The 13,078-nt window shown below is 68.8% G+C and carries 12 protein-coding genes; 8 read left to right on the top strand and 4 right to left on the bottom strand.

Annotated elements, in window-relative coordinates:
• Positions 1–21: 21 nt before the first annotated feature.
• The 3 genes from AC1ROC_RS17030 to AC1ROC_RS17040 are packed head-to-tail and all read right to left on the bottom strand — an operon-like array spanning position 22 to position 3,046.
• Complete coding sequence (locus AC1ROC_RS17030) at positions 22–837, bottom strand: shikimate 5-dehydrogenase (RefSeq protein ID WP_493001612.1); 816 nt, start codon at positions 835–837, stop codon at positions 22–24.
• A gap of 35 nt (positions 838–872) precedes the next feature.
• Positions 873–1,700, bottom strand: coding sequence for an amidohydrolase family protein (locus AC1ROC_RS17035; RefSeq protein WP_493001614.1), 828 nt, complete (start codon positions 1,698–1,700; stop codon positions 873–875).
• A 2-nt stretch (positions 1,701–1,702) separates the two neighbouring features.
• Complete coding sequence (locus AC1ROC_RS17040) at positions 1,703–3,046, bottom strand: alpha-L-fucosidase (RefSeq protein WP_493001752.1); 1,344 nt, start codon at positions 3,044–3,046, stop codon at positions 1,703–1,705.
• Between the two features lie 103 nt (positions 3,047–3,149).
• On the opposite strand from AC1ROC_RS17040, the gene AC1ROC_RS17045 reads away from it, so the two are divergent.
• The 8 genes from AC1ROC_RS17045 (at position 3,150) to AC1ROC_RS17080 (ending at position 12,297) form a co-directional block, all read left to right on the top strand.
• The gene (locus AC1ROC_RS17045; protein WP_493001616.1) at positions 3,150–4,514 is read left to right on the top strand and encodes an alpha-L-fucosidase; all 1,365 of its coding nucleotides are present in this window, start codon (positions 3,150–3,152) and stop codon (positions 4,512–4,514) included.
• A gap of 224 nt (positions 4,515–4,738) precedes the next feature.
• On the top strand, positions 4,739–5,935 hold the full coding sequence (locus tag AC1ROC_RS17050; protein WP_493001618.1) for an ABC transporter substrate-binding protein: 1,197 nt from the start codon (positions 4,739–4,741) through the stop codon (positions 5,933–5,935).
• Between the two features lie 4 nt (positions 5,936–5,939).
• Entirely contained in the window at positions 5,940–6,932 is a 993-nt protein-coding gene (locus tag AC1ROC_RS17055; RefSeq protein WP_493001620.1) for a carbohydrate ABC transporter permease, read from the top strand.
• Positions 6,922–7,809 (top strand): carbohydrate ABC transporter permease, encoded by an 888-nt coding sequence (locus AC1ROC_RS17060; RefSeq protein WP_493001622.1) that lies wholly within the window; start codon positions 6,922–6,924, stop codon positions 7,807–7,809. Before AC1ROC_RS17055 ends, AC1ROC_RS17060 begins: the two co-directional genes overlap by 11 nt.
• Positions 7,809–9,008, top strand: a complete 1,200-nt coding sequence (locus tag AC1ROC_RS17065) for a mandelate racemase/muconate lactonizing enzyme family protein (RefSeq protein WP_493001624.1) — start codon at positions 7,809–7,811, stop codon at positions 9,006–9,008. Before AC1ROC_RS17060 ends, AC1ROC_RS17065 begins: the two co-directional genes overlap by 1 nt.
• 14 nt (positions 9,009–9,022) lie before the next feature.
• Complete coding sequence (locus AC1ROC_RS17070) at positions 9,023–10,009, top strand: aldo/keto reductase (RefSeq protein WP_493001626.1); 987 nt, start codon at positions 9,023–9,025, stop codon at positions 10,007–10,009.
• 55 nt (positions 10,010–10,064) lie between these two features.
• Positions 10,065–10,778 (top strand): GntR family transcriptional regulator, encoded by a 714-nt coding sequence (locus AC1ROC_RS17075; RefSeq protein ID WP_168688276.1) that lies wholly within the window; start codon positions 10,065–10,067, stop codon positions 10,776–10,778.
• A gap of 226 nt (positions 10,779–11,004) precedes the next feature.
• Positions 11,005–12,297, top strand: a complete 1,293-nt coding sequence (locus tag AC1ROC_RS17080; RefSeq protein WP_493001628.1) for an enolase C-terminal domain-like protein — start codon at positions 11,005–11,007, stop codon at positions 12,295–12,297.
• Between the two features lie 28 nt (positions 12,298–12,325).
• Here AC1ROC_RS17080 and AC1ROC_RS17085 read toward each other — a convergent pair whose 3' ends face one another.
• Positions 12,326–13,075: an SDR family NAD(P)-dependent oxidoreductase gene (locus AC1ROC_RS17085; protein WP_493001630.1), complete on the bottom strand. Its 750-nt coding sequence runs from the start codon at positions 13,073–13,075 to the stop codon at positions 12,326–12,328.
• Between the last annotated feature and the right edge of the window lie 3 nt (positions 13,076–13,078).

The following is a 13,078-nucleotide window of genomic DNA, read 5'->3' on the forward strand; positions in this document are numbered from 1 at the left end:
GGCTTCGCGGGGCGACGCCGACTATTCAGCGCGGGAGAACTCCGACGCCCTGGCCACCTGGTCGGCGGTGAGGGTGACGCCCGTGTAGCGCTCGAACTGGCGCGCGGCCTGCAGCGCGATCACCTCGGCGCCGGTGATGACCTTCGCACCGGATGCGCGCCCGGCGACGATCAGCGGAGTCTCCGACGGGAACGCCACCACGTCGAACACCGTGGAGGCCGCGGCGATGTGGTCGTCGCCGAACGCCGTCACGTTCTCGCTCTCTCCGCGCATCCCGAGCGGGGTGACGTTGACGATCACGTCGAAGCCGGGCTCCGGGTCGGTGGCCACCCAGGCGTAGTCGTACTTCTCGGCGAGCGAGGAGCCCGCCTCCTCGTTGCGGGCGACGATGGTCAGGTCGTCGAAGCCGGCGCCGCGGAACGCCGCGACGACCGCCTTCGCCATGCCGCCGGAGCCGCGCAGCAGCACGCGCCGCGCCGGGTCGACCTCGTGCTCGGCGAGCAGTGCGGCGACGGCCTCGTAGTCGGTGTTGGACGCGGTCAGCACACCGTCGTCGTTGACCACGGTGTTCACCGACTCGATCGCGAGGGCGGACGGCTCCATCACGTCGACCAGCGGGATGATGGCCTCTTTGAACGGCATCGACACCGAGCAGCCGCGGATGCCGAGAGCCCGGATGCCGCGCACGGCGCCCTCGAGGTCGGTGGTGGTGAACGCCTTGTAGATGAAGTTCAGGCCGAGCTCGTCGTAGAGATAGTTGTGGAACCGGGTTCCGATGTTGCTCGGCCGTGCTGCGAGCGACATGCAGACCTGCATGTCCTTGTTCAGGATGGGCATGAGGCAATTCTCTCAGGCCCGGCCGAGCCGGGCGGTCAGCCCAGGCGGTACGCCCGGCGTGCGGCCCCGCCGAACACGTCGGCTCGCTCCTGCTCGCTCAGCCCCGCGGTGAGTGCGCGGGCGACAGCGGTGGTCTCCGCATACGTTCCGGCCAAGGTGGAGACCGGCCAGTCGCCGCCGAACAGCACCCGGGATGCGCCGAACGCGTCGAGTGCGTGGTCGGCGTACGGCTGGAGGTCGTCCCCGATGGTGGTGAGGCCGGAGAGCTTGGTGGAGACGTTGGGGTGCGCGGCCAGCGCGGTCATCAGGGACGCCCACGGCTCCCTCCCTGCCGCGGAACTCGCCGAGCCGGCCGGCGGGGTGCCGAGGTGGTCGATGACGATACGCAGTTCCGGCTGCTCCTCCGCGAGCGAGACGGCGAGCTCCAGGTGGCGCGGAAGCACGCCGATCACGTCGAAGGCGATGCCGTGGGCGGCGACGACGGCGAGGGAGCGGCGCACAGCATCCCGCGCCAGCCAGTCGGCGTCCGGCTCGTCGTGGATGAGGTGGCGCACCCCCACGAACCCGGGATGCGCCGACCACGTCTCCAGCTGGGCGGCGGTCGCGGCAGGGTCGAGCAGGTCGACCCAGGCGACGACGCCCGCGACCAACGGCGAGGATGCGGCGACGGCGAACATCGCCTCGGAGTCCTCCACCGAGTTCGCCGCCTGCACGAGCACGGCGCCGTCGACGCCCTCCGCACGCAGCTGGGGCTCGACCTCGGCGAACGCGAACGTGCGGTTGATCGGCGCCAGCGCGTCGGTGAGCCACGGGTACGCGACCTTCTCGAGATCCCAGAGGTGCAGGTGGGCGTCGACGGTCATGCTCAGGCGTCCAGTTCGAAGCGGATGAGCGCCGGACCGGCGATGGATGCGTCCGGCAGGGTCACCGCGAGCGTGTCGCCGTCGCGCGTCACGGCGACGGGGGTTCCGTCGGCGAGGCGGGCGGAGGCCGCGTCGACCGCGGGCGAGACCCCGCCGATGGTGACAGCGCCGGATGCGTCGACGAACGCGTTCGCGACGTCGCCGCTGCGCGTCCAGCGCACCCACGGGTCGGAGCCCGCCGCCCCGATCGACGTGTCCAGGGTGGTCGAGCCGAAAACCGCATCCGCGTTGACGGCGTTCCACGCTGCCAGGTGCTCCAGGGTGCGTCGCTGCAGGTCCGGGACCGTCCCTCGGGCGGTGAGACCGACGTTGAGGAGCAGGTTGCCGCCGCGCGAGACGATGTCGACGAACGTCTTCACCGCATCCGGGCCGCTCAGCAGGTGGGTCTCGTCTTCGAGCGTGTTGTGGCCGAACGAGTATCCGATGCCGCGGCAGTTCTCCCAGCCGCCGTCGCCCTCCACGCTGAGTCCCTGCTGGTATTCGCTGGTGCGGAAGTCCCAGTGGGTGGTTCCCCAGCGGTCGTTCGCGACGCCGTCCGGCGTGGTGGCGTAGAACTTCTCGAACAGGTTCTCCATCGAGAACGGGCCGGACGGCTTGCCCGCGTCCGGCCACTCGATGTCGCCCCAGAGCACGTCGGGGGAGTACCGCTCGATCAGGTCTTCGACGTGCTTGTACGCGTACTCGGCGTATGCGGCGTCGACGGGGCGGCCGAACTCCTGGCCCTCGTCGGTGATCGGCGGCAGCTGCGAGAAGTGCCAGTCGAGCCCGCCGGAGTAGTAGACGCCGAAGCGGAGGCCGGCATCCCTGGTGGCCTTCTCGAACGCGCCGATCAGGTCGCGCTTCGGGCCGCGGGCGACCGTGTTGCGGCCGTCGGTGCCGGGAGCATCCCACAGGGTGACGCCGTCGTGGTGCTTGGTGGTGGGGACGAAGTAGCCTGCTCCCGTGCTCTTCACGAGGGCGATGAACGCCTCCGGATCGAACTCGTCGGGGTTCCAGGCGTCGAGGAAGTCGTCGTACGGAGCGCCGCCGAACGCGTCCTTCTGGTGCTGGGCAGCCGGGCTGCCCTCGATGCGGATCGTGTTGAAGTACCACTCTGCGTAAGGATTGTGCGCGAACCAGTACTGCTTCTCGATGGTGCCGAGTTCGCCGATCGGCTCAGCCCAGGCCGGAACGGAGTACGGGCCCCAGTGAACGAAGATGCCGAGCTTGGCGTCGCTGAACCAGGACGGGAGCTCGTGCTGGAACCGCTGGTAGTTCTCGGGGCGGACGGGGTCGTCAGTGAACATGGCCACGCTGAGATTCTCCTTCTTCGTTGAATGGATTGTGGGACGCATCCCAAGTCCATATCCTATAGGCAATAGCATCCCTACTCAAAGGAGAGTTCTCCCCGTGGATTCGACCCTCACCGCTCTACCCGACTCGTTCGTGCGTCCCGCCGACTTCCAGCTGCCAGGCGGGGAGTGGTTCATCGGCGCAGGATTCGGCCTGTTCGTGCACTGGGACCACGCCAGCCAGCAGGGCATCGAGATCTCCTGGCCACTGGTCGGCCGGTCCATCATCCCCGGCTCCGACGCGGTCGAGGACACCGTCAGCGTCGAGCAATACCAGTCGACGGCGCCCACCTTCAACCCGGTCGACTGGGATGCGGTCGCCCTCGCCCGCCTGGCCAAGCGGGCCGGCGCCCGCTACGTCGTGTTCACCGCCCGCCACCACGCCGGATACTCGATGTTCCACACCGCGCACTCCGACTTCGGCATCGAGCACTCGCCGTTCGGTCGCGACATCACCCGCGAGTTCGTCGAGGCGATCCGCGCGGAGGGCATCCGGGTGGGCATCTACTACAGCCTCCCCGACTGGAACCACGCAGACTACCCGGCCTTCCAGGACAGCGACCGCCCGTACCCGCTCGAGCACTGGCCAGCTGCGGGAGACCCGGCCAACGCCGGCACCCCTGTCGCAGAAGACAAGCACCGCCGGCCAACGCCGGAGGCCTGGGCGCGCTACCAGGACTACCTGCGCGGGCAGCTCACCGAACTGCTCACCGGCTACGGCACCATCGACCTGCTCTGGTTCGACGGAGAGTGGGAGCGCTCGGAGCAGGAATGGGACAGTGCGGGGCTGCGCGCCCTGATCAAGTCGCTGCAACCGGACGTGGTCATCAACGACCGCCTGCTCGGCCAAGGCGACTACAAGACGCCGGAGCAGGGCTTCCCCGTGACGGCGCCGACCGGTCCGTGGGAGCTCTGCCTGACCATCGGCCAGATGTGGGCGTGGCGGCCCGGAGACACCAAGAGCAAGTCCACCACCTCGCTCGTGACCACGCTGATCGAGGTGGCGAGCCGCGGAGGCAACCTGCTGCTCAACATCGGCCCCAAGGGCGACGGCAGCCTCAACGAGTCGCAGGTGCAGACGCTGGACGAGATCGGCCAGTGGATGGATGCGCACGCCGAGAGCGTCGTCGGCGTCTCGCCGACCGTCGGCGTCGACTACTACGGCCCCTCCACCGCCCGGCCGGGGACGATCTACCTGCACCTGGTGATGCGGCCGATCGAGCAGGTCATCGTGCGGGGCATCCCTGTGGGCCGGGTCACGGGCATCCGGTTGCTGGCGACGGACGAGCAGCTGCCGTACGAGGTCAACTACGAGGTGCACGAGCAGGCGTCGCGGGATGCCGAGCCGCTGGGCGAGCTGCTGATCCCCGCGCCCGCCGCATCCGGAGCCGTCGTCGACGTGATCGCGATCGACTTCGCCTGACCGGCACAGACCGGATCGACTACTTGACCGGCCGGGGCGCAGCAGCTTATGCTCCCCATAACCTATATCAAAGACCCTATAGGATCGCGGATCCGCCCCTCGGAGCGAGACCGCGGAACAGCAGGCTCAGTAGGCGATCACATTTGATGAATCCAATGGAGGAGGCACAGCAAGTGACACCACGAACCACGCGCGCGGCGGGACGTATCGGAACCGCAATCGTATTGGCAGGAGCCCTCACGGCGCTCGCAGGATGTGCGGGCGGAGGCGGGGGCAACGCCTCCGGCGGCCCCGTCTCGATGTACACCTGGGTCAGCAGTCAGAGCGACCGCGACCAGTGGGAAGGCTTCATCGACCTCGGCAAGAAGGTCGACCCGAAGCTCGATGTGACCATCGACGGCCCGAGCTTCAACGACTACTGGACGAAGGTCAAGACCCGCCTCAGCGGCTCCAACCCGCCCTGCCTGCTCACCACGCAGGCCGCGCGGGCCCAGGAGCTCGGCGGGCTGCTCATGCCGCTCGACGACCTGATCAAGAAGTACAAGCTCGACACCTCGGCGTTCGACGCGTCCATGCTCAAGGGCATGACGGTCGACGGCACGATCCGCGCCATCCCGTACGACGCAGAGCCGATCGTCCTGTACTACAACGTGGATGCGTTCAAGAAGGCCGGCCTGGAGCTGCCGAGCACGACGTACTCGCGCGAGCAGTTCCTCTCCGACGCGAAGAAGCTCACCACGGGCGACCACAAGGCGCTCGCGATCGAGCCGGGCTTCTTCATCCCGAATGCCTGGGCGATCGCAGACGGTGCGGAGGCCGTGAAGGGCGGGAAGCTCGACCTGACCAACTCCAAGCTGGTCGACCAGGTGCAGTCGTACTTCGACCTGGTCAGCAAGGAGGGCATCGCGGCGGCACCGAACGCGGCGGACGGCTCCGACGTGGCGCAGGCGGCGTTCACCGGCGGCTCGACGGACATGCTGATCGAGGGACCGTGGATGTACGGAACCTTCGCCTCGGCGGCCAAGTTCCAGATGGGCGTGACCATCGTCCCGAGCACCTCGGGCGACGCGCACGGCATGACGGCCGGCTCCGGCTTCGGCATCGCGAAGAACTGCAAGGACCCGGATGGTGCGTTCAAGGCCATCCAGGCGATGACGGACACGAGCGTGCTCAAGGGTCAGGCGGAGAAGCGCGGCATCGTCCCGTCCAGGGCTGACGCCCAGTCCGCCTGGGCGGAGGGCAAGACCCCCGAGGCCGCTGCCGCCGTGCAGGCGCTGCTCGGCAACGCCACTGCGCAGCTCACCACCCCCACCTGGAACCAGGTGGAGACCCTGTTCACCCAGTACGGCGTCGAAGGGTACCGCGGTGACAAGACGGCCAAGGACGTGATGAACACGATCCAGAACTCGGTGGGGCAGTAGCCGCATGGCTTCCCCGCTGATCTCGGGCGCCGTCGTCTCGAAGGAGACGGCGGCGTCCGCCGCGCCCGAATCGACGGAGACGCGCCCGTTCGGCGTGCCCCACCCCTCCCCGCCGCGGGGCACCAGGAAGCGGAAGGGCGACGGCCTCGTCGCCCTCGCATACCTGTGGCCCGGCCTCGCGGGGTTCACGTTCTTCATCCTGGTGCCGCTGCTCGGCTCGCTGGTGATCAGCCTGTTCGAGTGGCCGCTGTTCGGCTCGCCGACGTTCGTCGGGTTCGCCAACTACCAGAAGCTGTTCTCCGACCCCACGTTCTACACGGTCCTGATCAACACGGTGATCTTCGCGTTCGTCTACACAGCGCTCAACCTGGTGCTCGCACTGGCCGTCTCGCTGTGGCTGAACACGAGGATCAAGTTCTCCGGCTTCTGGCGCGTGATCTTCTTCCTCCCCGCCATCACGCCGATGGTGGCGAACGCCCTGGTCTGGCGGTTGCTGCTGAGCGACAACGGCCTCGTGAACTCGGCTCTCGCATCCATCGGCATCCAGGGCCCCAGCTGGCTGTCGGATGCGTCGTTCGCCCTGTTCTCAGTGATCGCGATGTCGGTCTGGCAGTCGTTCGGCTACAACGTGATCGTGCTCTCCGCCGGTCTCGGCAGCATCCCGAAGGAGATCCTCGAGGCGTCCAGGATGGACGGCACGAGCGCCTGGCAGCGGCTGCGGTCGATCATCCTGCCGATGATCTCCCCGTCGCTGTTCTTCACCATGACGATGACCATGATCGGTGCGTTCCAGGTGTTCGTGCAGCCGCAGATCCTGACCCAGGGCGGTCCGGGGGAGTCGACGAACACGTTCGTGCTCTACCTGTACCGCAACGGCTTCGTCTTCGACAGGCTCGGCTACGCGTCGGCGCTGGCGTGGATCCTGTTCATCGTCGTGATGCTGATCACCGCCCTGCAGTTCGCCGGGCAGAAGAAGTGGGTGAACTATGACAAGTGAGACGCTGTCAAGTGAGACGCTGACCCGCAAGCCTCGCCTGCGCCGCGCCCAGAAGGTCACGGCCGCCAAGACCTGGCTGAACACCCTGGTGATGGCCGTCGTGGCGCTGGTGTTCACCTTCCCGTTCATCTGGATGTTCTTCTCGGCCCTCAAGCCGGAGTCCGAGGTGTTCTCGGCGAAGCCGTCGTTCATCGGCTCCGAGGTGAAGTGGTCCAACTTCGTGGATGCGTGGACCCTGGTGCCGTTCGGGCGCTTCATCTTCAACGGCTTCTTCGTGGCGATCATGGGCGCACTGCTGTCGGTGATCGTCGCCGTGCTGTCCGCGTACGCGTTCTCCCGGCTGCGCTTCAAGTACCGCGACCGCCTGTTCCTGCTCTACGTGCTCACGCTCGTGCTGCCGCAGGAGGTGCTGGTCGTTCCGCTGTTCATCATGATGAATCAGCTGGGCCTGGTCGACACGTACGCGGCCCTGATCATCCCGTTCGCGTTCACCGCGTTCGGCACGTTCCTGCTCCGGCAGTTCTTCCTCACCATCCCGATCGAGTTCGAGGAGGCCGCGCTGATCGACGGCGCCTCCCGGTTCCGCACACTCTGGTCGGTGCTGCTGCCGCAGCTCACGGCACCGCTGTCCGTGCTCGGCGTGTTCTCGTTCGTCGGCTACTACAACTCCTACCTGTGGCCGCTGATCATCATCAACAGCCAGGAGCTCGCGACCGTGCCCCTCGGCCTGTCGATGTTCACCGGAGAGCACGGCACCCAGTGGAGCCTGATGATGGCCGCATCCACCCTGGCGATCATCCCGTCGCTGATCATCGTGGCCGTGCTGCAGCGCCAGCTCATCAAGGGCGTCGCGCTCGGCGGCTTCGGCGGCCGGTGATGGCCGTCGTCGCGCGCACCGGCACCGCCGGCACCGGCCCCTCCGGCACCCACCCCACCCCGAAAGCAGAGCAGATGACCTTCGCACCGCCCATCGACCGCATCGCCGTGGACGGCACCATCGTCTTCGCGGAGGCCTGGCTGAGCGACCTCGAAGTGGAGACGGTCCGCACAGACGCCGTGCAGTCGTTCGTGAAGCAGGAGACGATCTTCGTGCGCATCCGGACCGCGGGCGGCGTGGAGGGGATCGGCTACAGCTACACGATCGGCACCGGAGGCGGCGCCGTGCTCAGCCTGCTGCGGTCCGGGCTGCTCGACGTGCTGCTCGGGATGGACGCCAACCGCCCGGAGGCGGTGTGGCACGCGCTCTTCTCGTCCACCCGCGCCACCACGGTCGGCGCGATCACGTCGCTCGCGCTCGCCGCCGTCGACACCGCCGTCTGGGATGCGCGCTGCGTCGCCGCCGGCCTGCCGCTGTGGGTGGCGGCGGGTGGAGCGCGGCCGAGCATCCCGTTGTACGACACCGAGGGCGGCTGGCTGCACTTCAGCACGGAAGAGCTGGTGGCGCAGGCGGTCGAGTCGAAGGCGCGCGGGATGCACGGGGTCAAGATCAAGGTCGGCAAGCCGCGCGGGCACGAGGACTTCGAACGCCTCGCCGCCGTGCGGGAGGCCGTTGGCCCCGGCATGGACATCATGGTCGACGCCAACCAGTCGATGACGGCCGCCGAGGCCATCCGGCGCGCAGCCCTGTTCGAGAAGCTCGACATCTTCTGGTTCGAGGAGCCGCTGCCCGCCGAAGACGTCGCAGGGCACCGCAGGCTCGCGGAGGCGACCAGCCTGCCGGTGGCGGTGGGGGAGTCGATCTACTCGGTCGGGCACTTCCGCGAGTATCTGCAGTCCGGCGCAGCGTCGATCGTGCAGGTGGATGTGGCCAGAGTCGGCGGGGTCACGCCGTGGCTGAAGGTCGCGCACCTCGCCGAGGCGTTCAACGTCGCCGTCGCCCCGCACTTCCTGATGGAGCTGCACGTCTCACTGTGCTGCGCCATCCCGAACGCCCTCTACCTGGAGCACATCCCGCAGCTGCGCGCCGTGACGCGCAGCGAGATGACCGTCAGCGACGGCGCGGGCGTCGCGCCGACCACGCCGGGCCTCGGCATCGAGTGGGACCTCGACGCGATCGACGATCTGAGGGTGAGCTGACCAGAATGGACACTGTGAACACGGCCACCGCATCCCGGACATTCGGCCGGGGCGGCCTGACGGTCGGGCCGATCGGCTACGGCGTCGCAGCCCTCGGCAACCTCTACCGGCCGCTCGGCGACGACGTGTGGCCCGGCATCGTGCCCGCGGCGTGGGAGGCGGGCATCCGGTACTTCGACACGGCCCCGCACTACGGCCTCGGCCTCGCGGAGAAGCGGCTGGGCGCCGGTCTGCAAGAGTACCCGAGGGATGCGTTCGTCCTGTCGACCAAGGTCGGTCGCGTGCTGGAGCCCAACCCGGACTATCGCGAGGGGGACACCGACCTCGGAAACCTGTTCGCGGTGCCGTCGACCCTGCGCCGCCGGCTGGATTATTCGCGTGACGGCGTGCTGCGGTCCATCGAGGACTCGCTGACCAGGCTCGGCCTCGACCGCATCGACGTGGTGTTGGTGCACGATCCGGATGAGCACGAGCGGGAGGCGCTGGACGGCGCGTTCCCCGCACTCGACGAGCTGCGCGCCCAGGGCGTCATCCGGTCGTACGGCGCCGGCATGAACCAGTCGGCGATGCTGACGAGGTTCGTGCGGGAGACCGACCTGGACATCGTGATGTGCGCCGGCCGGTACACGCTGCTCGACCCGTCGTCCGAGCAGGACCTGCTGCCGGCCGCCGCGGAGCGCGGGGTGTCCGTGGCCGTCGCCGCGGTGTTCAACTCGGGCATCCTGGCCACCGACCGCCCGGTGGCGGGCGCGACGTACGACTACGGCGCCGCCCCGGATGCGCTGCTCGCGCGCGTCTCCCGCATCGCCGACATCGCCGCGCCGTACGGCGTGACCGTGCCGCAGCTGGCTGTGCAGTTCCCGCTGCGCCACCCGGCCGTCGCCACGGTCGTGCTCGGCGCGGACTCGGCAGCGCAGATCACCAGAAACGCCGGATTGGCCGCAGTTCCCGTGCCGGATGCGCTCTGGGCGGAGCTCTCCGAGGCGGGACTTCTGCCGTGAGAATCCTGCATCCTCTATCCTCTCTTTCCCTCCGACGAAGCCATACGATGTCTGCATGAGCACCGAATCAGCACCAGGCGCGCACTTCCTCCCCGCGAGGAGGGCGCTCGCCGACGACGTGTACGACGCCGTCCTCGGCCTGCTCATGGACCAGATCATCGAGCCGGGCAGCCGGGCCAGCATCGACGGCATCGCCCGCCAGCTCAACGTCTCCCCGACCCCGGTCCGCGAGGCCCTCGCGCGCCTCGAATCGGAGGGCCTGGTGGTCAAGCAGGCGCTCAAGGGGTACACCGCCGCGCCGCTGCTCGACAGCGAGGGTCTGCGTCAGCTCTTCGAGATGCGGCGCCTGATGGAGCCGTACGCCACCCGCAAGGCGGTGGGCGAGCTCACCACGGAGACGCTCGCCGAACTTGAAGAGCTCTGCGACGCCATGCACGCCAGCGGCGAGGCGGCACAGAGCGGAGACGACCGGTTCCGCGACTACCGCGACTTCGCCGACCAGGATGCGGCCTTCCACCGCATCATCGCCGAGCACTCCGGCAACGCGCTGCTCTCCGACGCCATCGCCCGGCTGAGGTCGCACATGCACCAGTACCGCGTCTACTTCAAGCACGGCGTGGTCGAGGAGACCTCCGGCGAGCATGAGGCCGTCCTCGAAGCACTGCGCGTGGGGGACGCCGAAGCTGCAGAGAAGGCGATGCTCGACCACATCACCAAGTCGTACACGCGCATCTCCGCCAGCCTGGCGGACGCCGACCAGCACAGCTGACCCGCGCCCCGCATCCCCATCCCGGATCTCCGTCCAAGCGGAGTTCCGGCCGGTCGCGCCTGAAAACTCCGCTCGAACGGAGGACACGCCGGGCCTGCGCGCGAGTTCTCCGCGCGAAGCCACCACATCCAACGGTGGCAAATTCGCGCATATCCACCTATATCCAATAGGATGTTGTCTATCAGTCGACGCGAGGGTGCTCGGCGATGGATGGGAAGGGATGCGCGTGAGCATCGTCACAGGATTCGAAACACTGGACGTCCGGTTCGAGACGTCGGCCATGCTCGACGGCTCCGACGCGATGAACCCGGACCCGGACTACTCGGCCGCATACCTGCGGGTCACCACCGACGCCCCGGACGGCCACGAAGGACACGCCTTCGTGTTCACGATCGGCCGTGGAAACGACGTGCAGGTCGCGGCCATCGACGCCGTCGCCCACCGGGTGATCGGGCGGGACGTCGAGGCGATCCTCGACGACCTCGGCGGGTTCTGGCGCGAGTTCGTCTACGACTCGCAGCTGCGCTGGCTCGGCCCGGAGAAGGGCGTCATGCACATGGCCATCGGCGCCGTCGTGAACGCGTTCTGGGACATCAAGGCCAAGCGTGCCGGCCTCCCGCTTTGGCAGCTCCTCTCCCGCATGACGCCGGAGCAGATCGCCGACCTGGTCGACTTCCGCTACCTGAGCGACGCGCTCACCCGCGACGAAGCCATCGCGATCCTCCGGGATGCGCTCCCCGGCCGCGCAGAGCGCGAGGCCGACCTGCTCGCCGTCGGCTACCCCGCGTACACGACCACGCCCGGCTGGCTCGGCTATTCCGACGACAAGCTGCGCCGCCTGGCGCGCGAGGCCGTCGAGGAGGGCTTCGAGCAGATCAAGCTCAAGGTGGGCGACAACCTGGACGACGACATCCGGCGCCTCGGCATCGCGCGCGAGACCGTCGGCCAGGACACCCGGATCGCCATCGACGCCAACCAGCGCTGGGACCGCGACCAGGCCATCGAGTGGATCCACGCCCTCGAACCGTTCGGCCTCGCCTGGGTGGAGGAGCCGACCAGCCCCGACGACATCCTGGCCCACGCCGCCATCGCCGCGGCCATCGCCCCGGTGCCGGTCGCGACGGGGGAGCACGGGATGAGCAGGGTGCTGTTCAAGCAGCTGCTCCAGGCGCAAGCAGCCTCCATCGTGCAGATCGACTCCACGCGCGTCGCCGGCGTCAACGAGAACATCGCGATCCTGCTGCTCGCCGCCAAGTTCGGCGTGCCGGTCTGCCCGCACGCGGGCGGCGTTGGGCTCTGCGAGGCCGTGCAGCACTTTTCGATGTTCGACTTCGTGGCGGTCTCCGGCAGCCAGGACGGCCGGATGATCGAGTACACCAAGCACTTGCACGAGCACTTCGTTTCGCCGGTCGACGTCACGGGAGGCCGCTACCGCGCTCCGCTCACGCCCGGCATCGGCATGGAGATGCACGAGTCCTCTCTCGCCGCCCACACATTCGCCGTCCGGGCCGCCGTCTAGCCCTCGGGCAGCCGGTCCGGCGCAGCCGCTAGCGCCGCGGGCGCAGGGAGTACATGCCGCCGTCGACCGCCAGGATGACGCCGTTCGTCGACGCCGAGGTCGGCGACGCGAGGTACGCGACCGCCTCCGCGACCTCCTGCGGCTGCACAAGGCGGCCGTTCGGCTGGCGGGCGGCGAGGGCTGCGCGCTCCGCATCCGGATCGGTGGCGGCGTCGAGCAGTCGGCCCACCCACGGGGTGTCGGCAGTGCCGGGGGCGACCGCGTTGACGCGGATGCCGAGCGGGAGGCAGTCGGCGGCGATGGCGAGCGTCATCGCCGAGACCGCGCCTTTCGACGCCGAGTACAGCACGCGCTGGGGGAGCCCGGCCCACGCCGCGATCGAGCTGGTCAGCACCACGGCGGCGGACGGCGACTGCTGCAGGTGCGGCAGCGCGTGGCGGATCGTGCGGGCCGAGCCGATCACGTTCACGTTGAGCACGCGCATCCACTCGTCGTCGCCGTTGGCGAGCACGTCGCCCTGCGCTCCGATGCCCGCGTTGGCGACCACCACGTCCAGTCGCCCCGCATCGGCCACCACGGCGGCCATCGCGTCGCGCACGCTGGCGTCGTCGCCGATGTCGCACCGGATGCCCGTGTGCGGCGCCGAGACGGCCGCGGCGTCGAGGTCGAGGCAGAACACCCGCGCCCCCAGGGATGCGAGCTCGTCGGCGATCGCCCTGCCGAGCCCGGATGCGCCTCCCGTGACCGCGGCCACGAGTCCTGCGAAGTTCTGCGACACCGT

The organism is Leifsonia sp. GW821-FHT13C05 (assembly GCF_058806515.1).